Origin of the sequence: Empedobacter sp. UBA5036 (assembly GCF_002415215.1) — a bacterium.
In the GTDB taxonomy this organism is placed as follows: Bacteria; Bacteroidota; Bacteroidia; order Flavobacteriales; family Weeksellaceae; genus Empedobacter; species Empedobacter falsenii_B.
In genome coordinates, this window is the sequence record NZ_DICC01000005.1 from 12,626 (window position 1) to 34,741 (window position 22,116).

General features: G+C 31.3%; 18 protein-coding genes and 1 pseudogene. 9 read left to right on the plus strand and 10 right to left on the minus strand.

Annotation, left to right across the window (positions count from 1 at the left end):
* Positions 1 to 62: 62 nt before the first annotated feature.
* A complete protein-coding gene (locus B4J88_RS00245; RefSeq protein WP_291065814.1) occupies positions 63 to 1,970 on the minus strand; it encodes an AMP-binding protein in 1,908 nt (635 codons plus the stop codon).
* A gap of 361 nt (positions 1,971 to 2,331) precedes the next feature.
* Here B4J88_RS00245 and B4J88_RS00250 point away from each other — a divergent pair, with 361 nt between their 5' ends.
* The 5 genes from B4J88_RS00250 (at position 2,332) to ctlX (ending at position 8,276) form a co-directional block, all read left to right on the plus strand.
* Positions 2,332 to 4,566, plus strand: coding sequence for a RelA/SpoT family protein (locus B4J88_RS00250; RefSeq protein WP_291048205.1), 2,235 nt, complete (start codon positions 2,332 to 2,334; stop codon positions 4,564 to 4,566).
* Between the two features lie 43 nt (positions 4,567 to 4,609).
* Positions 4,610 to 4,891: a hypothetical protein gene (locus tag B4J88_RS00255; protein WP_038335788.1), complete on the plus strand. Its 282-nt coding sequence runs from the start codon at positions 4,610 to 4,612 to the stop codon at positions 4,889 to 4,891.
* 466 nt (positions 4,892 to 5,357) lie between these two features.
* A complete protein-coding gene (locus B4J88_RS00260; RefSeq protein ID WP_125349365.1) occupies positions 5,358 to 6,335 on the plus strand; it encodes an amidohydrolase family protein in 978 nt (325 codons plus the stop codon).
* 77 nt (positions 6,336 to 6,412) lie between these two features.
* Positions 6,413 to 7,327 carry a dimethylarginine dimethylaminohydrolase family protein gene (locus B4J88_RS00265; RefSeq protein WP_291048210.1) on the plus strand — a complete coding sequence of 305 codons (915 nt, stop codon included), beginning with the start codon at positions 6,413 to 6,415 and terminating at the stop codon, positions 7,325 to 7,327.
* 1 nt (position 7,328) lies between these two features.
* On the plus strand, positions 7,329 to 8,276 hold the full coding sequence (ctlX, locus tag B4J88_RS00270) for a citrulline utilization hydrolase CtlX (RefSeq protein ID WP_291065816.1): 948 nt from the start codon (positions 7,329 to 7,331) through the stop codon (positions 8,274 to 8,276).
* A gap of 62 nt (positions 8,277 to 8,338) precedes the next feature.
* Here the strand turns inward: ctlX and B4J88_RS00275 are convergent, their stop codons facing one another.
* From B4J88_RS00275 to pafA, 6 genes and pseudogenes are all read right to left on the minus strand, one after another.
* Positions 8,339 to 9,172, minus strand: coding sequence for a sulfurtransferase (locus B4J88_RS00275; protein WP_280037937.1), 834 nt, complete (start codon positions 9,170 to 9,172; stop codon positions 8,339 to 8,341).
* Between the two features lie 69 nt (positions 9,173 to 9,241).
* On the minus strand, positions 9,242 to 9,679 hold the full coding sequence (locus tag B4J88_RS00280; RefSeq protein WP_286494814.1) for a copper resistance protein NlpE: 438 nt from the start codon (positions 9,677 to 9,679) through the stop codon (positions 9,242 to 9,244).
* Between the two features lie 21 nt (positions 9,680 to 9,700).
* Complete coding sequence (locus tag B4J88_RS00285; RefSeq protein WP_286494815.1) at positions 9,701 to 10,477, minus strand: hypothetical protein; 777 nt, start codon at positions 10,475 to 10,477, stop codon at positions 9,701 to 9,703.
* A gap of 70 nt (positions 10,478 to 10,547) precedes the next feature.
* Positions 10,548 to 11,717 carry a porin gene (locus B4J88_RS00290; protein ID WP_286494816.1) on the minus strand — a complete coding sequence of 390 codons (1,170 nt, stop codon included), beginning with the start codon at positions 11,715 to 11,717 and terminating at the stop codon, positions 10,548 to 10,550.
* Positions 11,718 to 11,771: 54 nt separating this feature from the next.
* Positions 11,772 to 12,759: pseudogene (locus B4J88_RS00295) on the minus strand (linear amide C-N hydrolase); the annotation flags it as partial.
* A gap of 482 nt (positions 12,760 to 13,241) precedes the next feature.
* Positions 13,242 to 14,888 (minus strand): alkaline phosphatase PafA, encoded by a 1,647-nt coding sequence (gene pafA / locus B4J88_RS00300; protein ID WP_291065820.1) that lies wholly within the window; start codon positions 14,886 to 14,888, stop codon positions 13,242 to 13,244.
* Positions 14,889 to 14,991: 103 nt separating this feature from the next.
* Here pafA and B4J88_RS00305 point away from each other — a divergent pair, with 103 nt between their 5' ends.
* On the plus strand, positions 14,992 to 15,444 hold the full coding sequence (locus B4J88_RS00305; RefSeq protein WP_038334197.1) for an SRPBCC family protein: 453 nt from the start codon (positions 14,992 to 14,994) through the stop codon (positions 15,442 to 15,444).
* Positions 15,445 to 15,494: 50 nt separating this feature from the next.
* Here the strand turns inward: B4J88_RS00305 and B4J88_RS00310 are convergent, their stop codons facing one another.
* Positions 15,495 to 15,701: a hypothetical protein gene (locus tag B4J88_RS00310; RefSeq protein WP_038334195.1), complete on the minus strand. Its 207-nt coding sequence runs from the start codon at positions 15,699 to 15,701 to the stop codon at positions 15,495 to 15,497.
* A 135-nt stretch (positions 15,702 to 15,836) separates the two neighbouring features.
* On the opposite strand from B4J88_RS00310, the gene fumC reads away from it, so the two are divergent.
* From fumC to B4J88_RS00325, 3 genes are all read left to right on the plus strand, one after another.
* Positions 15,837 to 17,234 (plus strand): class II fumarate hydratase, encoded by a 1,398-nt coding sequence (gene fumC / locus B4J88_RS00315; RefSeq protein WP_038334188.1) that lies wholly within the window; start codon positions 15,837 to 15,839, stop codon positions 17,232 to 17,234.
* Positions 17,235 to 17,364: 130 nt separating this feature from the next.
* Positions 17,365 to 17,799 carry an antitoxin Xre/MbcA/ParS toxin-binding domain-containing protein gene (locus B4J88_RS00320; protein WP_038334185.1) on the plus strand — a complete coding sequence of 145 codons (435 nt, stop codon included), beginning with the start codon at positions 17,365 to 17,367 and terminating at the stop codon, positions 17,797 to 17,799.
* Between the two features lie 2 nt (positions 17,800 to 17,801).
* On the plus strand, positions 17,802 to 18,254 hold the full coding sequence (locus B4J88_RS00325; protein WP_038334179.1) for an RES family NAD+ phosphorylase: 453 nt from the start codon (positions 17,802 to 17,804) through the stop codon (positions 18,252 to 18,254).
* A gap of 58 nt (positions 18,255 to 18,312) precedes the next feature.
* Here B4J88_RS00325 and B4J88_RS00330 read toward each other — a convergent pair whose 3' ends face one another.
* Complete coding sequence (locus tag B4J88_RS00330; protein ID WP_291065823.1) at positions 18,313 to 20,715, minus strand: heavy metal translocating P-type ATPase; 2,403 nt, start codon at positions 20,713 to 20,715, stop codon at positions 18,313 to 18,315.
* Between the two features lie 85 nt (positions 20,716 to 20,800).
* Positions 20,801 to 22,057, minus strand: a complete 1,257-nt coding sequence (locus tag B4J88_RS00335) for a sensor histidine kinase (RefSeq protein ID WP_291065824.1) — start codon at positions 22,055 to 22,057, stop codon at positions 20,801 to 20,803.
* Positions 22,058 to 22,116: the final 59 nt, after the last annotated feature.

Genomic DNA, 22,116 nt, shown 5'->3' on the forward strand with positions numbered 1-22,116 from the left:
GAATAAAAAAAGCAGTAATAGTAGGAATTACTGCTTTTGAAATAGTGAATGAATAAAATGGATTATATTGACGAAATCGCAAAGGCTAGACCTACGTTTCTTCTTGAAAATTCGTGAATTAATTCATCTAAAACTGTAGCATCATCAATTGTAGATGGAATTGTGAATGGTGTTCCGTCTGCAATTTGAGATAAAGTTTTGCGTAATATTTTTCCGCTTCGTGTTTTTGGTAGTCTGTTAACTATTATAGATGTTTTGAAACAGGCAATTCCGCCAATTTCTTTGCGTAATAAAGCAATCAAATCTTTTTCGATTTCTTCTTCCGATTTTGATGCGTTTTCTTTTGTAACAATCAAACCTATTGGAATTTGACCTTTCAATTCATCTTTAATTCCCACAACCGCACATTCTGTAATATCAGGATGAGAAGAAACCAATTCTTCCATTGTTGCAGTACTTAACCTATGACCAGCGACATTAATAATATCATCAGTTCGACCTGTAATAAATACAAAACCATTTTCATCTCTAAAACCTCCGTCACCAGTTAAATAATGATTCGGAAATTGTTGAAAATAACCTTTTATAAATCGGTGTTCATTTCGCCATAAACTTGTCATACAACCAGGAGGAAGTGGAAGCTGAATCACGATAGAACCTTCCTCTCGTATATCATTTTCTTGTCCTTCTTCATTTACAATTTTTATATTATACCCAAAAACAGGTAATCCAGCTGCGCCATGTTCAGGCATTATATTTTCGATTCCAACACAAATTCCTAACATTGGCCAGCCGCTTTCTGTCTGCCACCAATGATCAATAACGGGTAATTTTGAAATTTCTTTTAACCAATAATAAGTAGATGTATCACAACGTTCTCCTGCTAAGAATAAACGTTTCAGACTTGACGTATCGTATTTTTGGAATAATTTTCCTTCTGGATCTTCTTTTCGAATTGCTCGAATTGCTGTTGGAGCTGTGAAAACATTTTTGATTTTATGTTCTTCAACCATTCTCCAAAAAGCTCCAGCGTCAGGAGTTTTGATTGGTTTTCCTTCATAAATAACCGTTGTAACACCATAAATTAACGGCGCATAAACGATATAGGAATGTCCAACAACCCAACCAATATCACTTGCAGTAAGAATTGTATCACCTGGTTCTAAATCATAAAAATAGTTCATTGTCGAATTTAGTGCAGTTGCATAACCTCCTGTATCGCGTACGACACCTTTTGGCGTAGAAGTTGTTCCAGAAGTATACAAAATATATAATGGATGTGTACTTGGAACTTCGATAGGTTCTATAGGTTGATGTTGATACATTTCATCATAGGTATGAACGTTTTCTGCTGATAAATCATCGGTGTGATTTGGACGTTCAAAAATGACAATGTTTTTTGGTTTGTAAAGTGTTAATTCAATTGCTTCATCAATCAATGGTTTATAGTTGATTTGACGATTAATTTCTACTCCATAAGACGCAGAAATAATAACATCAGGTTGAGCATCATCAATACGAATAGCTAATTCTGGCGCTGCAAAACCTCCAAAAACAACAGAATGTATTACACCAATTCTCGCACAAGCAAGCATCGCAACAATTGCTTCTGGAATCATAGGCATATAAATAATTGCTGTATCACCTTTTGATAATCCTAAGGATGTAAGACCTCCTGCAAAACGACTTACTTTTTCTAAAAGCTGATTGTACGTAATTTTTTGAACAACTTCTGTAACAGGAGAATCGTAAATTAAAGCAAATTGTTCTCCGCGTCCAGCTTTTATATTTTCCTCCAAAGCCAAACGGCTCATATTTATTTTTCCGTCAACAAACCACGAATAATATCCGTTTTCATTTTGTTTTAAGATTTGTTCAGGGTAAGTTGACCATGCTAATTTCTGCGCTTCTTCTTTCCAAAAAAGTTCAGGTTCTTCAATACTTTTTGAGTATAAAGTTTTGTAATCCATTTATGTGTGTGCTGTGTTTTATTTGTTTTGTTAAGTTAGAAAAATGTTTAGAATTAATAATAAAGTTTAAAATGTTTGTTTTAGGACAGTTAATTATTTATCAACTATACAATAAAAAGTAGTATATAATTGTAAATTGATAAAATCAGATTATATTAATCAACTTTTATTATTAAATTAATAGTGTAAAAAGTACGTTATAAATTAGATTGATTAAAAATAAAGACTTAAAAAACGTGATAAAATCAGTTGAATATTATAGTCAATAAAAAATAAAATATTGTATATTTAATCCTTCGAAGAAAGCAGATAAATAAAGGGAATTAAAGCTTTTTTCTAAATCAACAAAAACATAAGAAAGATGGATACGCCTCATGTTATTACAGACGAACAATTAGAGAGAGAGAACATTGAGATAACGAGACGTTATAAAGAGATGCTTCAAAATACATATGTCACTTTATCAGATGAAGATAAAAAGCTGATTCGTAAAGCTTTTGATTTGGCTGTTGATGCGCATAAAGATCAGCGTAGAAAAACAGGCGAGCCATATATCTATCATCCGATTGCTGTTGCCAAAATTGTTGCTGACGAAATTGGGCTTGGTGCTACATCAATTTCTGCGGCTTTAATGCATGATGTAGTAGAAGATACTGAATATACGTTAGAAGATATTGAGAAACTTTTTGGAAAAAAGATTGCAAAAATTATAGATGGATTAACAAAAATTGCTGTCTTAAATAAACAAGATGTTTCGATACAATCTGAAAATTATAAAAAATTATTACTGACTTTATCTGAAGATGTGCGTGTGATTTTGATCAAAATTGCCGATCGTTTACACAATATGCGTACGTTAGAAAGTATGCGAGAGGATAAACAGTTAAAAATAGCATCCGAAACTATTTTTATATATGCGCCTTTGGCTCACAGAATGGGATTGTATAACATCAAATCTGAACTAGAAGATTTGAGTTTGAAATACACTAAACCAGATGCATATTTTAATATTGAACATAAATTAACAGAAACTGAAGCCGAAAGAAAAAAATACATTGATGATTTCTGTAAGACTATTTCAGAAAAACTTGAAGCCGAAGGTTTAGAATTTGAGATCAAAGGTCGTTCAAAATCAATCAATTCAATTTATCGAAAAATGATTAATCAAGGAATTCCTTTCGAGGAAGTTTTTGATTTGTTTGCGATTCGTGTAATTTATCGTTCAGATAAAAAGAATGAAAAATTCTTAGCTTGGAAAATTTATTCGTTGGTGACGGATTTATTTATTCCAAATCCAAAACGTATGCGCGACTGGATTTCTCAACCCAAAACTACTGGTTATGAATCGCTTCACGTAACGGTTATGGGACCACAAGCGCGTTGGGTAGAAGTACAAATTCGTTCCGAAAGAATGGACGAAGTTGCCGAAATGGGTATCGCAGCACATTATAAATACAAAGAAAATATATCGGACGACGAAACGAAAGTTGATGAATGGATTCATCAAGTTCGTGAAATGTTGGAGCAAGAAGATACTAAGGATGCGATTGAGTTTATGGATAATTTCAAGTTCAATTTGTACTCCAAAGAGATTTATGTTTTTACGCCAAAAGGAGACTTGCATTCGTTACCAAAAGGAGCGAGTTCGTTGGATTTTGCTTACTCTATTCACACCAATGTTGGTGACCATTGTTTGGGTGCAAAAGTGAATGGAAAATTGTATCCGCTGTCGCATCAATTGCAAAGTGGTGATCAAGTAGAAATCATTACATCAACACAACAAAAACCAAAATTAGAGTGGTTAGAATATGTTGTAACGAGTAAAGCGAGAAGTAAAATTAAAGCTTCTTTAAACTCAGATAAACGTAAAGTTGCAGAAGATGGAAAAGAAATTATTCAACGTAAATTAAGACATTTAAAGGTTGATTTTAGTGAAAATACGATTAATCAGTTACAGCAATACTTTAAGTTAAGTTCGAGTCAAGATGTATTTTATAATGTTGCAATGGGAATTATTGACAACAATGATTTACGTAAATTTGCAGAACGAAATACTGGTTTCACAGGATTGATTAACCGTTTCAGAAAATCAACATTCAATACAACTAAAAAAGATAATATTTCTATCGACAAAACGAAATTAGATAGTCTTGTTTTTGGGAATGATGAAGAGCGTTTAGATTATGAATTAGCGAGTTGTTGTAATCCAATTCCGGGTGACAAAGTATATGGTTTTATCACAGTTTCAAAAGGAATAAAAGTACATAAGGTAGATTGTCCAAACTCAGTTTCGTTACAAGCAAATTATGCGTACAGAATTATAAAAGCGAAATGGATTGATTCTTCTCAACAAGAATTTAAAGCGTTGATTGAGTTACAAGGTTTGGATCGAGCTGGAATGGTGAGTGATATTACGTTAGTTATTTCAAAAAATAACTCGTTGAACATGCATAGTATTAATTTATCTGAGGATGCAGGTATTTTTGATGGAAAGATTACAGTTTCAGTTAAAAATAAAGCCGAATTAGAAAAAATCATGATGGAAATGAAAAATATTGAAGGAATTCAATCTGTAAAACGAACATACAAAAATTAGTTTTTATAAAATATTTAATTAACTTTATATAAATTAACGATTTATGAAAAAAATATTATTAGCTTTTGCATTTCTTCCAATGTTGAGTTTTGCACAAGAAAATTCAAATGAAAAAGTTTTAAATAGAATTGTACCAAGTTCTATATCTATTTCTGAATATGAAAATAGTAGACCTGCAATTTTTATTGATGGAGAGAGAGTTGATAAAAGTATTTTTACGAAAATGAGTCCAGATGAAATTAAATATATTACAGTAATCAAAACAGATAAAAAATATCCAAACGGAAAAATTGATATTGTTTCCAAAAAAGAGAAAGAATCATAACATAAAAGTTTGAGAAATTATGGAACAAATATTAATGATATGAAAAAATTACTATTAGCTTTTTTATTTCTTCCATTGTTGAGTTTTGCACAATCTAAAACTTTGAATGATACAATTCCTGGAATTAAAAATTCTAAATTAATCATTTCTTAACCAAAAAAAGATTTAAAAATAGGTTATTCAATTGACGGAAAAGATGTTGATTATGCAAGTTTTATTGCAGTAAATATGGATTTAGTAGATGATTTAAAATTTACAAAGCCTAATTCAAAATATCCAGATGGTAAAATAGAACTTTTTCTTAAAAAAAATAAACAAACAAAAAAGTCCAACTATTGTTGGATTTTTTTTGCTTGCTCATGTTACTAACAAAGGCACAAAGTTACAGAAATCTTTTTGATAATATCGCTTCATTTCTATTGAATAATCTTGTTAATTTTACATCCCGAAAACAAACAAACTCACGATGAACAAACAGAACTATAATCCAATTGAAGAAGTACTTGAAAAAATCAACGAAAAAGGAGGTTGGGTTAATACGCATTCACACTTAGATAGAGCTTATTCATTGACTTCGGACACTTTCGCATTATCAAATTCTTACTTAAAAGAAAAATGGCATTTAGTTGATGATATGAAACGTAATTCATCTGTTGATGATATTTATTTCCGAATGGAAAAAGCGATTAATTTCATGTTAGAGCAAGGTTGTCAAGCAATTGGTTCTTTTATTGATGCGGATGAAGTGATTGAAGATCGTAGTATACAAGCTGCTCAACGCTTAAAAGATAATTACGGAAAAGACATCGAAATGCGTTTTGCAAATCAAGTACTGAAAGGAGTTATCGATCCAAAAGCGCGCGAATGGTTTGATATGTCTTCTGATTTTGTGGATATTATCGGAGGTTTACCTGCAAAAGATTTCGGTCGAGAAGATGAGCATTTAGATATTTTATTATCAACTGCAAAAGCAAAAAATAAATTGGTTCACGTTCATGTTGATCAATTTAACACAGACGAAGAAAAAGAAACGGAACAATTAGCTTTGAAAACGATTGAACACGGAATGCAAGGAAAAGTTTCTGCGGTTCACTCAATTTCTGTAGCGGCTCATCCAAGAAAATATCGTTACGAATTATATGATTTAATTAAAAAAGCAGATATGCACATTGTTTCTTGTCCAACTGCTTGGATAGATCACAATCGTACAGAGCGTTTGGCGCCTTCGCACAACTCGGTAACGCCAGTTGATGAAATGATTCCAAGAGGAATTAACGTTGCCTTCGGAACAGATAATATTAATGATATTTATAAACCTTTTTCTGATGGTCATTTACTTACAGAATTGAGAGTAATGCTAGAGTCTTGTCACTTTTATGATGTGGAACAACTTTCAAATATTGCAACAGTAAATGGTTTGAAAGCTTTAGGAATTCAAAAATAAATGTATATTTATACAAAATTAAATCTCGCTATTGCGGGATTTTTTTTGGAACATAAAATTAAAAACTACAATAAATTATGCGATTAAATGTACAGAATGAAACGGCTCAACTGCAAACTGTAGTCTTGGGTCGAGCAGAATCTAACGGAGCTAATCCAACACTTGATCAGACGTTCGATGCCAAATCTTATGAAACCGTAAAGAATAATGATTATCCAAAAGAAGAAGATTTGATTGCGGAAATGTCAGAATTTGAACAAGTTTTGAAGAAATATAATGTTGAAGTTTTACGTCCAACATTGATCGAAGATTGCAATCAAGTTTTCTCTCGAGATGTCGGTTTTGTTATTGATGATGAATTCTTTATCTCGAATATTATTCCAGATCGTTTAGAAGAATTGCAAGCGTATCGCGAAATAAAACGTCAATTCAAAGGAAATAAAATCAATGCATTACCAGAAGAAGTTTATGTAGAAGGTGGCGATGTGATTTTGTATAACGATTATATTTTTGTTGGAACGTACAAACAAGCAGATTTCAAAAATTATAAAACAGGACGTACAAATGTTGAGTTTGTAAAGTATATCAAAGCTAAATTTCCGAATAAAAAAGTATTGGATTTTGAATTGAAAAAGAATGATGAAAATCCATATGAAGGAATTTTACATTTAGATTGCACTTTCAATCCTGTTGGGAAAGACAAAGCAATTATTTACAAAGATGGCTTTTTATTTGAGAATGAATATCAGCAAATTGTCGATATTTTTGGAAAAGAAAATTTATTCGAAGTAACAAAAGAAGAAATGTATTGGATGAATCCAAATGTGTTTTCAATTTCTCCTGAAGTTGTTGTTTCTGAGAAAAATTTTATACGTTTAAATGATCATTTAGAAAATGTATGGAACATAAAAGTGGAACGAATTAATTACCGCGAAGTTTCTAAAATGGGAGGTTTACTAAGATGTTCTACAATGCCATTAATCAGAAAATAACATGAAACAAAAACAATATACGTCAACTATTTTGATGGTTGAGCCAACAGCTTTTTATTACAATCCAGAAACGGCTGTTAACAATTATTTCCAAACAGAAACAACAGATTCTCAAGAAGATATTCAGAAAGAAGCGTTAGAAGAATTTCAAGGAATGGTTTCTGCTTTGCGTTCAAAAGGTGTAAATGTTATCACGATCAAAGATACTGCTTCACCGCATACGCCAGATTCAATCTTCCCAAACAATTGGATTTCTTTTCATGATAACGGAAATGTTGTGTTATATCCTATGTTTGCAAAAAATAGGAGACAAGAGCGTCGTGAAGAAGATGTATTGAGTTTGTTGGAAGAAAAAGGTTTTCATATTGATGATGTGATTGATTTTACATCGGCAGAAGAAGACGAAATTTTCCTGGAAGGAACAGGAAGTATTATTCTTGATCGCGAGCATGAATTGGCTTATGCATGTATTTCTCAACGAACTGATGAAGATTTATTGATTGAATTTTGTGAGGAATTAGAATATACGCCAGTTATTTTTCATGCGAATCAAACTGTAAATGGAGAACGCAAACCAATTTATCATACAAATGTAATGATGTGTATTGCAGATAAGTATGCGATTATTTGTTTGGATTCTATCGATGATAAAAAAGAAAAGAAAACAGTTTGTGAGTATTTATTAGAAGCTGGAAAAGAAATAATTGCAATTACAGAAGCACAAGTGCATCAATTTGCTGGCAATATGTTGCAAGTTGTAGGTTTAGGACAATCATATTTGGTGATGTCACAAACGGCTTATAATTCGCTTAATCAAGAACAAATTTCTAAAATTGAGGCTTATAATCCAATATTACCTGTTAAGATAGATTTGATTGAAAAATTAGGAGGAGGAAGCGCTCGCTGTATGATGGCGGAAGTTTTCTTACCAAAAAATAAAAACATTTAGCTTAAAATTTACAAATCCGAGTTTTTTACTCGGATTTGTAAATCATGCAAAATAGTTTTAAACTATCTTTCAATCGGTAAATTTTCGTCAGCGCCCCATTCAGACCAAGACCCATCATAAACTTTTACCTTATCAAAACCTGCAATTGTCGAAGCTAAGGCTAGGATGGAAGCTGTAACTCCAGAACCACACGAAAAAATATTTTCTTTGGATGAATCTGTCAATTTTTCGAAAATTGCTTTCAGTTCTTCTTTTGATTTATATGTTGTATCAGCCAAAACATTTTCAAAAAATAAATTCTTAGAAGTTGGAATATGTCCGCTTCGTAAACCTTGTCTTGGCTCAGAAGAAGTACCCTTGAAACGCCCTTCTGATCGTGCATCTATAATTATTTTCGAATCATCATTTATTGCATTTAATATAACTTGTGTATCGGCAAACCAATTTAATTGAAAATCAGCAATAAAGTTACCTTTTACAGTAGATTGAAAATAAATAGAAGTTGTGACAAAATTATTATCCATCCAAACAGGTAATCCGCCATCTAAAACATATACTTCATTGTGTCCCATTGCTTTGAACATCCACCAAACTCTCGGACTCGAATAAACTCCCCAACGATCATAACAAACGATGATAGAATTTTGATTAATGCCCAAATTTTGAGCTTCTTTTGTAAAAGTTTTTTCATCAACAAGTGTATGAGGAAATTGCGAAGAATGATCAGAAAATTTTCCTTCCAAATCAAAGAAAATAGAATTCGGAATTAATTTTAATTCTTGATCTTTTATTGATTGTCCAACTTTATCAATCGTACAATCTAAAATAATTAAATTTTTAAGATCTAGATTATCATGTAATTCTTGTGTTGATATGATTGGTGAATTGAAAGTCATTTCTAATTTATTTTTTATAAAAGTAAAAAAACGCAACCATATTTGGTTACGTTTTCTTATCTATCTTATTTATTTTTTCTTTAACTGATAATTTTGTGCTAAAGCTCCAGTAATTTCATTTCCTTCTAAATCTAATTGGAATAAAATATTCTCTCCAACCTTATAACGTTTATATTCATCGTCTTTTGTTTTTAATGAAATTGAATTACCATCATCAGTCCACGTAATATTACCTTGATTTTCAACCTTTAGGTTTTTGTCGATATATTCCTCTGTTAAGGTATATGTATTATCTTGATTTAAGGTTAATTCTGTTTTAATTCCTTCACAATCAGCACAAGGAATCACGCCCTCATAAGTTCCGTCCCAATCTAAAGCAGATTGAGAAGTGGAGTCATCGATTTTTTGTGATGATTTATTTTCAGTGGCAGGAGTACTTTCAGTCTTTTTTTCGCAAGCTGTGAATAATATGCTTGTAAAAGCACATAATACAAATAATTTTTTCATAATATATTTATTTTAAGGTTATTATTTTAAGTTAAAGCCAATTTTTATCATTGGTCCAAACATATCCATATCATAAACAAAGTTGGAATTGTTACTTCCTTTCTCGTAGTCCATACTTATGATTTGATAGCCCGCCATTGCGTAAAATAAATCAGAGAATTGATAACCAGCCAATCCTTCTAATTGCCATGCTAATTTTGAGCCGATTCCAAATCCTCCAATTTCTCCAGAAACATTATACAAAAACTTTTTGTTTGGTAAACTTCTTGTTCTTGCAACTAACATTGGATCTACCCAAGTTTTAGAAATACTACGATCTAAATGCATTGGTTTTAAAGAAACTGGATTGATTAGATTTACATCAAATCCAGATTTAATATTTACAAGGTTCATACTAATACCAGCTTCTAGCCAAGGTGTAATTTTTCTCAATAAACCTGCTTCAAAAGAGAATTGTTTTGCTGTTAATTTACCATCCAAAACTAAAGGGTCTTTTTTAACATTTGCAGCTAAAGAAGCATAAATAATATCAGATGTAATCACCCAATCTTTGTTTTCGGCTTCAAAAATTAACATTCCAGCAAATTTCAAATGCTCAAAAAAGTCTGAAGGGGATTGACTTACATGTACATTCGGAAGTCGAGAAACACTCGCTTTTCCTTTCATATGAGGCAACATCATATTTGGCTCTACTTTGAAATGCCAAGAATCATCTGGCTGAATTGAGTCTTGAGCAAAAGTTTGCGTACTTGATGCTAATAGAATTAAAAATGTGCTTTTTTGAAAAAAGTTAAACATAATTTTTTAAGTTTCGTTTTATTAATTATTTCAAATGATAGAGAGAAAAGTTAAGTTAGTTGTGGTTTTATTATAGGTTAAGTTTCTTATTAAATTGTCTAGATAAATCTAGTTTCATTCCCAATGTAAAAACACTTTGTTCTTTTTTACCAATATAATTTTTACCAAAAGAGATACGCTGTTCTGTATATAATTGTACATATTTCATCGGATAATATTCTAATCCTGTAATGAAATCACTTCGTCTGAAATTTTTATCAATGATTATATTTTCTACAGATTTCTTTGTTTCAGGAACATATAAATTATAACCTCCTAAAATTGAAAATTTATTTAGTTTATATTTCAACGCTGTCTCAAAACCTTTTGCATCAAAAACATATGAAGGATTAATTGTATTTTCAGATTGATATGAAATAGGTATAAAATCACCATTTTGCTGTAAAATTCCAAGTAGACTAACATCAAATTGTTTACTCGTATATTTTAAACCAATTGAATAAAAAGTTGGATGTCCTGATAAACCTAAGATATGATTATCATCAATTAAGTTTTGAGCTATAAAAGCACGGTTAAATGCAGCTCCAATACTAATATTTTGATTTAATTCTAATTGAGCTGAAAAACCAAAACCATCAATAATCTTATCATCATTTCCACCTTTTGTTTGGATTTGAGCACCAAATTGAAAAGCTTTAATTTTATTTCTATAAATTATTGATTGATCTGCTCGTCCTGTTCCTAGCAAACCACCATCTGTTCCACCTGTAAAAGTTGCAGAAGCGCGTCCTCCAAATACATTAAAACGATCTGTATAAGCTGTAACATCACGGTAAACACTCCATTGTTTACCAAATGTTATTTTACCATATTTAGACAAATCAATACCTAAGTAACCCAAGCGATTACCAAAAACTTGTTGTTTTTGTTCTGAAACAATTGTCAAAAGATCACTATCTAAATTTCCATCAACATTAAACGACGAGTTACCTTTGAACATATTAATTTGGAGTTCAATACCAGCTACAAATGCAATATTTCCTTTTTTTAGATTAATTTCAATTCCAGCACGAGAGGCATTTTCTTGTAGCTCCATTACTTTATCATGCACAGCAAGATGACCTCTCAAACTAGTGTAAGGTCTTATCGAAATATCAATTGTATCATTTGATTTTTGAGCATAAACAATAGATCCTAATAATAAAAAGGCAGATATAAAATGTTTGTTATTGGCAATCATATTGAATGTTGATTTAGAACTATTTGCAAGAAAAATATTGATTAATTTTTCGATCTAAATTCCAACAAATGTAAATGGTTTTGTATCACTAAAAAGTTGTGAAGTTTCGCCAGCATACGTTTCATTTTTACTTACGCTTAATCGTTTTGTTTTTGCATTTTTACCAAAATCAATTTTCTTTAAATCAACCCAAAATGTATTTGGAGTTTTTGTAGTTTCAAAGTAATAAACAAGATTTTTATGATCAGAAACTGATCTCCATCTTGTAGACGATATGTTAGGTTCTGCTTCTGAAGAAATTCCTAACGGAACCGATACATTTCTGATAACACTAAAAACACTTGCAGTAGAAGTGCGAGTATCAGCGGTTTGCGGAATTGCATTAATGTAATATGATGCTCTTACATAACGATCAGCAGCTCTGTTAGTTCCTGGTAACATAATTGTTCCTGGAATCCCTTTCCAATATTGATTAATTGCTAATTGCTCATCAAAAACTGGAGAATTTGTCATTACTGTATAAGAAGGATCATGGTGTATTTTTAATTTCCCGTTTACATATTCGAAAATTGCATTGTCTCCATTTGCATCAGAAATTGAAAGATGTAAAGTTGTAAATTTTTGAGTACCTGGAATGTAGTCAGAAACAATTACAAATTTTTCTTTTCTCAAATCATCTACAGCTTCTTTTACTGTAGCATAATTATCTAAAACATATTGTGCCCAAGCTGCAATTGTAACACCTGGCTTTGTTCCTTTTGGATTAAATTGAGGATACTGGCTTTCTACTAACCACAAAACATTCGCAACAAGTCCTTTTTCGTTCATGCCATCTGTTGTCGCAATGTCCCAAGCACTTGCAATTACACTTCCGTATTTTGAAGTCCATTTTTCCGAAGCATTTCCAACGTTGCCAGATCGATCTATACCTCTAGGAAAAACCCAAATATTTGCATCAATTTCATCTTTCCAATCCATAGAACGAGCTGTGATTACAGTATTTTCTGGACCTTTATAGACAAACTCTTGTGCAAGCATCTAGTTGTGGAGATAATAAAAAAAAATAGGTTGGTAGAAAATAATGTCAAAGTTAATTTACTTAAAAAAGTCTTTTTCATTATGATGTATTTAGAATATTAAAGTTATTAATTTAATTGGAGAAAATTATACTCTTTTACTAATATTGTGCAGAATATTAAAAATTATCCATTTATACAATGTTGTTTTTGGAATATTATAACGTTCTATAATTTCTCATGATTTTGTATAATTATCTTCTATTACAAATCAACGAAAAATGCTGATTTTCCTCTTAAAACAAATCCCTCATTACCCCCTCTTATTTATATTTTTCTCATTATCAATAATATGAGCTTATTATTTATCAAAATAATGTTATAGATGTTAATCGTTAATTTCTTTAATTATAAAATTTAAACAATTGAAATAGAGTAAATAATAATTATAGAAACAAAAAAAAACGCAACTAATTAAGTTGCGTTTTTAGAATTATCTTTTATAAGATTATTTTGGATTTGTTACTTCAGAAACTGGTTCGCCAATATTTCCGTTTGGCTCTTCTATATGTAGCAAAGCGGCAACTGTAGGTGCGATATCTGTCATATAAACACGGTTATTATTTTTACCATGTTTTATACCCCAACCCATCAAAACAAATGGAATGTGAGCATCGTAAGCCCCCCAAGTTCCGTGTGTTGTTCCTCCAGCATTTTGTTTTCCGCCGTACCATTGTGGTTCTAAAATATAAGTAATAGCACCGCTACGTTTACGATTGTAACCGTTAACCATTCGTTCTTTGATAATCGCAGGAATAGAAGCTTCTCCAATTTTATCCATATCAGCTACGAAAGAAACACCATCAATTTTTTGCATAAACTTTACGATTTCTTCTTTGATATCTTCTTCGTCTAATTTATTTTGTTCGATCGTTTGATAATTCAAATGAACCTGATAATTTGTCAATGAGCGTACAATATCAGTAGATTTGAATTTCTCTTGTAATTTAGCGTTCAATGCTTTTTTTACTTCTCCAGTTGGAAAGTATCCTGCATTACCTTTTTTATCTTGGAAATACTTTGGATTATGAGCTCCACCATGATCAGCAGTTAGGAAAACTAAATATTGTCCTTTTCCAACTTTTTGATCTAAATGATTAAATAATTGTTCCAAATCTTTATCTAAACGCAAATAAGTATCCTCAGCTTCGATTGTATTTGGAGAAAATTGATGTCCAACATAATCAGTAGAAGAGAAACTAACCGCTAAGAAATCTGTAATTCCTTTCTCGTTTTGACCTAATTTTTCGTTATCAATAATTTCGATTGCGATATCTTTTGTCAACGAATTTCCGAAAGGAGTAGAGCGAATCAAACCTAAACCATTGTCTTTTTTCAGCGCTTTCAAATCATAAGGAAATTGCATTTTATCTAATCCTTTATAATTTTCGCGGTATGGATTTCCATCTTTTTCACTTTGTACATACGTATCAATCGGATAAAGTGTATTCCATTTGTCTAAATATTTTTCAGCAACTTTTTTATCATTGAATTTTTGCAACCATTTTGGCAACTCATTCATATAGAAAGTACTCGAAACCCAATTTCCAGATTCCCCTTCAAACCAAAAAGCAGCATCAGCAAAATGACCTGCAGGTAATATTCCTCCACGATCTTTTAACGAAACTCCATATACTTTTGAACGAAAATTAGTTGCTAATTTTAATTGATCAGTAACTGTAGATGTCAACAAGTTTTTTGGAGACATTTTTCCAGCTTTTGAAGAAGTACCAACCCCATTTACAGCGTCATCTTGCGTACAATACATTTCTTGTCCTGTTGCTTGAATGATAAAATCGTTCCCAGCAATTCCATGAATAGCAGGTACAGAACCTGTATAAATAGTACTATGACCGATAGCTGTATAAGTAGGTATATAAGGAATATAGGTATTTTCGTTGCTAAAACCTTCGTTTAACATACGATTGAAACCTCCTGTAGAATATCTATCTTGGTAACGATATAAATAATCCCATCGCATTTGATCGACAACGATACCAACTACTAGTTTTGGACGGCTAACCTCTTGTTGCGCATATAGCGAAAGACCGGCAAATAATCCTAAAACACTTAAAAAAGTCTTATTAAATTTCATTTTAAAAATTTTACAATAGCAAATGTAACAATTAAATTTTGGGCTAAATTTAAATAATAATTAAAAAATTAGTAAATTAAACAAAATCATAAAAAAATAGAGTATGAGTGCAAAGCCTGTAGAAATAGTAGAAATTTTTGATGTTTCAATTGAGAAAGTGTGGAATGCCTTAACAACAAAAGCTGCTTTTGATAAATGGTATTTTGATATTGAGAAGTTTGTTCCAGAAGTTGGATTTGAATTTGAGTTTTATGGCGGATCATATTTACATCATTGTAAAATAGTAGAAGTAGAGCCAACTAAATTATTAGCTTATACGTGGAAATATCCTGTCTACGAAGGAAATTCTGTTGTTACATTTATTTTGGATGAATTAACAGATGAAATTGTTCCGCAAACAAAATTAACGCTGATTCATGAAGGAATTGAAACTTTTCCGCCTGATGATAAGAATTTTTCTCGCGAAAGTTTTGAAGCTGGTTGGACAGAAATTATCCGAATTAGTTTGAAAAATTATTTGGAAGGAAATTATGAAGAAGATTCGAAGGTAGAATAAATAAAAAAAGGAACTTCGTCAAGTTCCTTTTAAATTTTTTTAACAGCTTATTATTTTTTGAATAATACTGTGATTCCTTCTTGATTTGGTAAAATCGGACGAGGATCTTCTGCTGTTACTATTCCTGCTTTTTCTTTTCTTAAATTCGCAACCCAAAATGGAATCCAAGAAATAGCCATCGTTGCAAAAAAGATGATACCCCAGAATCCGCATAAAGCGATTGTTAAGAATAATAAGAAACCTAAAAATTGAATCATGATTTTATTTTTATGTGATACAAACTTAGTAAATAAAATTTATAGAAATACTAACATTAATCACTTTTCTTTCATCAAACGATTTCTTAAATTTGTGAGATAAGTAAACAATAATAAATAATAAAAAATACCAAAATGGAATACAGAATTGAGAAAGACACCATGGGGGAAGTAAAAGTTCCTGCAGATAAATATTGGGGTGCTCAAACAGAACGTTCTCGTAACAACTTTAAAATTGGTCCTGCGGCTTCTATGCCTCACGAAATTGTAGAAGGTTTCGCATACTTAAAGAAAGCTGCTGCTTATGCAAATGCTGAATTAGGTGTTTTACCTGTTGAAAAACGTGATGCTATTGCGGCTGTATGTGACGAAATTTTAGCAGGAAAATTAGATGATCAATTTCCTTTAGTAATTTGGCAAACAGGTTCAGGAACTCAATCTAATATGAATGTGAACGAAGTAGTTGCTAATCGTGCGCAAGTTTTAGCTGGATTCAAAATTGGAGAAGGTGAACCAGTTCTTAAAGCGAATGACGACGTTAACAAATCTCAATCTTCTAATGATACTTTCCCAACAGGAATGCACATTGCTGCTTATAAAGCAGTTGTTGAAGTAACAATTCCAGGTGTTGAGCAATTACGTGATACATTAGCTAAAAAAGCAGAAGAGTTTAAATCTGTTGTAAAAATTGGTCGTACACACTTAATGGATGCAACGCCATTAACATTAGGTCAAGAAATTTCTGGATACGTAGCTCAATTAAACCACGGTTTAAAAGCTTTAAGAAATACATTAGAACATTTATCTGAAGTTGCTTTAGGTGGTACTGCTGTAGGTACAGGTCTTAACACGCCAGAAGGATACGATGTTTTAGTTGCTAAATACATTGCTGAATTTACAGGACATCCATTTGTAACAGCAGAAAATAAATTCGAAGCATTAGCTGCTCACGATGCAATCGTAGAAACTCACGGAGCTTTGAAACAATTAGCTGTTTCATTAAACAAAATTGCTAATGACGTTCGTATGTTAGCTTCTGGACCTCGTTCAGGTATTGGAGAAATTATCATTCCAGAAAACGAACCAGGATCTTCTATCATGCCAGGTAAAGTAAATCCTACTCAATGTGAGGCGTTAACAATGGTTGCTGCTCAAGTTATGGGTAACGATGTTGCGATTACAATTGGTGGAACTCAAGGTCATTACGAATTGAATGTTTTCAAACCAGTTATGGCTGCAAACTTCTTGCAATCTGCACGTTTATTAGGAGATGCTTGTGTATCTTTTGATGAGCATTGTGCTCAAGGTATCGAGCCAAATTATAACCGTATCAAAGAATTAGTTGATAATTCATTAATGTTGGTTACAGCGCTTAATACAAAAATTGGTTACTACAAAGCTGCAGAAATTGCTCAAACAGCTCATAAAAATAACTCTACGTTAAAAGAAACTGCTATTGCATTAGGATATGTAACTGCGGAAGAATTTGACGAATGGGTGAAACCAGAAGATATGGTTGGTTCTTTGAAATAAGAAATTTTTAAATCATTATATCACAGAGAGGTTGCTTAGGTAACCTCTTTTTTTGTTAAATTTATTTAAATTTGAGAAAAAGTTCCTTTCTTAAGAGGAAAAATTGTAACTTTAGTAAAAGTTTAGAATTATGGCAACTGTTAAACTAAAAAAATACGAACAAATCATAAATGAAATCCCTGAAGTAAGAGATTTTACGAGTGTTTATTTTTACGTAAATCGTTATAATATTGATCAAAAATACATTCAATATCTTGATGAATTATCAACGCTAAAAGACGAAATAATCTCAAGTTGGTTAAATATCACAACGCGTACCTACAGAAATTACAAAACAAAAGATGTATCTCTTAAAGACAATACAAAAGAGCATATTGTTTTATTGATTTCTTTATACAAGCACGGTTTGGAGGTTTTCAATACAAAAGATGATTTTGAGAAATGGTTAACAACGCCTAATGTTTTGTTAGATAAAAAATCGCCAGCAGATTTTCTTGATACAGTTTCAGGTCTCAAATTTATCGATAATCGTTTAACTGCGATAGAGTACGGAGAAAACGTGTAATAATGTTAGTTTTCAATATTCGTAAAGCGAGATATTCAAAATCATTACAAGCTTCTGGAGTTGCCAACAGATGGAATAAAAATGATGAATTTGTTATTTATACGGGAAGTTCTCGTGCGCTCTCAACCTTAGAATTGGTGGTGCATCGAAGTTCTATTAGCATTGATAATTCGTACAAATTATTAGTGATAGAAATTGATTGCGAAGAAGATGAGATTTATGAAATTAAGAAGCCTAAATTACCTAAAAATTGGCAATCTGTAGAGGCTTATCCCGAGTTACAAGAAATTGGTTCTGCTTGGTATCAGGCTTTTAAATATTTGGTGATGAAAGTTCCATCTTCAATTATTCCAAAAGAGTATAATTATTTAATCAATACAAAACATCCTGATTTTGCTTCGAAGGTTAAAATCAAAGAATTAGAAGATTATAATTGGGATGATCGTTTGTTATAAAACATAAAAAAATCGACTAAATATTTAGTCGATTTTTTTATGAATATTTTAGAGATTATCAAATCTTTTTATACTTTAACAATAAACTATTTGTTACAACACTTACGCTACTCAAAGCCATTGCAGCGCCGGCAATCATAGGATCTAACAAAAATCCATTAATTGGATAAAGTACTCCGGCAGCGATTGGAATTCCGATTACATTGTAAATAAATGCCCAGAATAAATTTTGATGAATTGTTTTGACCGTTTGCGTTGAAAGATTAATCGCATGATCGATTTTTGTCAAATCTCCGCCAATCAAGGTAACTTCTGCCACATCAATTGCAATATCAGAACCATTTCCCATTGCAATCGAAACATCTGCCTGAGCCAAAGCTGCACTGTCGTTAATTCCATCACCAACCATAGCGACAACTTTACCTTTTTGTTGCAAATCTTTGATAATATTCATTTTATCATTTGGTAAAGCATTTGCGACAACTTGATCAATTCCGACTTGTTTTGCAATTGCATTTGCCGAAAACTCGTTGTCACCAGTTACCATCCAAACTTCAATTCCTTTTTCATGAAAAGCTTTAATAGCTTCAACAGAAGTTGCTTTTATTTCATCTGAAATTCCAATTAATCCCAAAACTTTTTCATCATTTCCAAAGAAAGAAGTGGTATAATTTTTAGTCGAAAAATCTTGAATAGCTTGTTTAACCTTTTCATCAATCTGAATATTTAATTCAGTTATCCAACTTGTTTTTCCAACATAATAAACATTATCTAAAATATTAGCTTTCAAACCTTTTCCAGATACATCTTCAATTTTTAGTTCAGGTAAAACATCTTGTTTACCAATATGTTCTGTAATCGCTTTTGCTAAAGGATGTTGTGAATTATTTTCGATTGTATAAAGTACATTTTTAGCAGAATCATCAAACCAAATCAATTCTTGTACTTTCGGTTTTCCTTCGGTAATTGTTCCTGTTTTATCTAAAATAATTGTATCAATTTTCTTCGCTAATTCTAAACTTTCGGCATTTTTGATCAAAATTCCTTGCTCAGCACCTTTTCCCATTCCAACCATAATTGCGGTAGGCGTAGCCAATCCAAGCGCACAAGGACATGCAATGACAAGCACAGTAATCATCGATAAAAGTGCCATTGTAAAAGCATTTTCTTGACCTAAAACTAACCAAGTAATGAACGTTAGAATTGCAATAATAATTACAATCGGAACAAAAACACCTGCAATTTTGTCTACCAATTGTTGAACTGGCGCTTTACTTCCTTGTGCATTTTTAACCGATTGAATAATTTGAGCCAAAAGTGTATCATTCCCTACTTTCAAGGCTTTATATTGAATAGGAGAATTTTGGTTTAAAGTTCCTGAAAAAACATTCGAATCAATTCCTTTTTCGACCGGAATTGGCTCTCCTGTCAATGAACTTTCATCGATAAAAGATTCTCCCGAAACAATAATTCCATCAACCGCAATTTTATCTCCAGGTTTTGCAACAATCAAATCACCAATTTGTACATCTTCAATTTTCACTTCAACTTGATTTCCATCTTTCACAACCAACACAGTATTAGGTTGTAATCCGATTAATTTCTTGATCGCTTCGGAAGTATTTCCTTTCGCACGTTCTTCCATCAATTTACCAATCAAGATAAAAACGATGATTAAACCAGCAGCTTCAAAATAAGGATGCGCGTGTAAACCTTTGCTGTGCCAATATTCTGGAAATAATGTATTGAAAACGCTAAAAAGATAGGCTACACTAGTACTCAAAGCAACCAAAGTATCCATATTAGCCGATTTATTTTTCAATTGTTTCCAAGCACCGACGAAAAATTGTTGTCCAAAAATAAAAAGAATTGGCGTAGAAAGTGCCCACATAATGTAATTTCCGTAAGGCATATCCATAAAAAACATTCCGATAATAAATAAAGGAACTCCAAATATTAGCGCCCAAATCACTTTATTTTTCAGCGTTTTATATTTTTCTTCGTGAAGTTGTTCTATTTCTTCATCTTGATTTTTAGACTCATCAATCACCAAATCATAGCCAACTTCTACTAAAGCATTTTTCAAATTTTCTGGAGAAACAAGAGTAGGAATGTACTCGATTTTTCCCATTCCATTTCCGTAATTCACCTCCGCATTTACAACGCCCAACTGACGATTAAGATTCGCTTGAGAACTACTCGCACACGAAGCACACGTCATATTGAGAACGGGATATGATTTTTCGACAGAATCTATTTTGAAGTTATTTTGCTTTAAAGTTTCATAGATTTTAGGGGAAACTTTCCATAATTTTTTTGCCGAAACATTAATCGTTTTAGCGTTTAAATTCACAGTATATTCATCAAGATTTTCTATTTCAGAAAGTAATTTATTGATTAATTCAACATTTTTTTCTGAATTCAAATTGATAATCGGTATAGTAAGTGTTTGTGCATTCATAACAGTAATTTTATAGGACAAATTTCCAAAGATTTTGGCGAGAAAGTATTATATAATTAGAGGTTAAAGTTACACTTTTTACCAATTACTTTAAGATGATATTAAAACGTTTTACGTCATCATTTTGTTGATAATACAAATAACCTTTGTGCGCTTCTATAATGTTTTTGGAAAGTGTTAAACCAATTCCTGCACCGTCTTTTCGTGTTGTATAAAAAGGTAAAAATATTTTGGAAATGATTTCTTCATCAATCAATTGTCCAGAATCTTGAATAATAATTTGCAATCGATTATCGGTTTGTTTTGATGAAATTTCAATTGATTTAGTTTCTACATTTTCTAATGAATAAACCGCATTTTTGATTAAGTTAATCAAAACTTGTTCAAACAAAATTCGATCAATTTCAACTTCAATATTTTGTGGAATTAAATTCTGAAAAACAATATTTTTTTGATGAAATTCAGCCGAAAAAGATTGTTCAATTCCTTGGACAATTTCATACAAATTTTGTAACGATTTAACAGGGTTTGGTAACATGGTCAATTTACGATATTGCTCTACAAACGTCTGTAAATGCTGACTTCTATTCATAATTGTATCCAAACTCAAACGAATATCATCATAATCATTTTTGTCTAAATGATTCGCTTCAAAATAAGTTTTTGTGGTATTTGCTAATGAATAAATAGGCGTCAAAGAATTGATGATTTCATGCGCAATAACTTTCATAATATTCATCCAAGCCTCTTTTTCAGTGGAATCAATCACGCGCTGAATCGAATCAATAAAAATAATCGCATATTCATCATGAGCAATCAACGTTTTTGTGTTCTGAATCAGATAAGTTTGTCGCTCTTCATCATTAATTTGTATGTCAATTGTACTTTTAAAATCATCAAATTCTTTATTTTCTAAAGTTTCACAAAACTGTGGAATCAATTTTTTTAGATAATTCCACGAACTTGATTTTGGAACGCTAAATATCTTTTGAAAATGATGATTGATAAATATAATTTTTCGATCATTTTCTTCTTTTTTAAGAATCAAAAAGCCAAACGGAACTGCATTCAATAATTGATGATAAATGATTTCTTTAGACGAATTTAAAACATGTTCTTCTTTAATTTTATGATATAATTTTAATGCTGAATTGTCTTTTTTATATTGATTTTGATTAATATTTAAGCTAAAGTCATTGTACAATAAAGCATCTATAATTTTCTGATTTTTAGAAAGATAATTTTTAGAAAAATGAATTAATTCTGTAAACGAAGTAATTAAAATAATGCCTACAAATGTAAATGAAAACCAATAATTTTTGATTCCAAGAAAAGCTAGCATGAACAAAAGAAATGCTAAAAAAAGTATTCTGAATACTAACTGAAAAATAAGAGAATTGC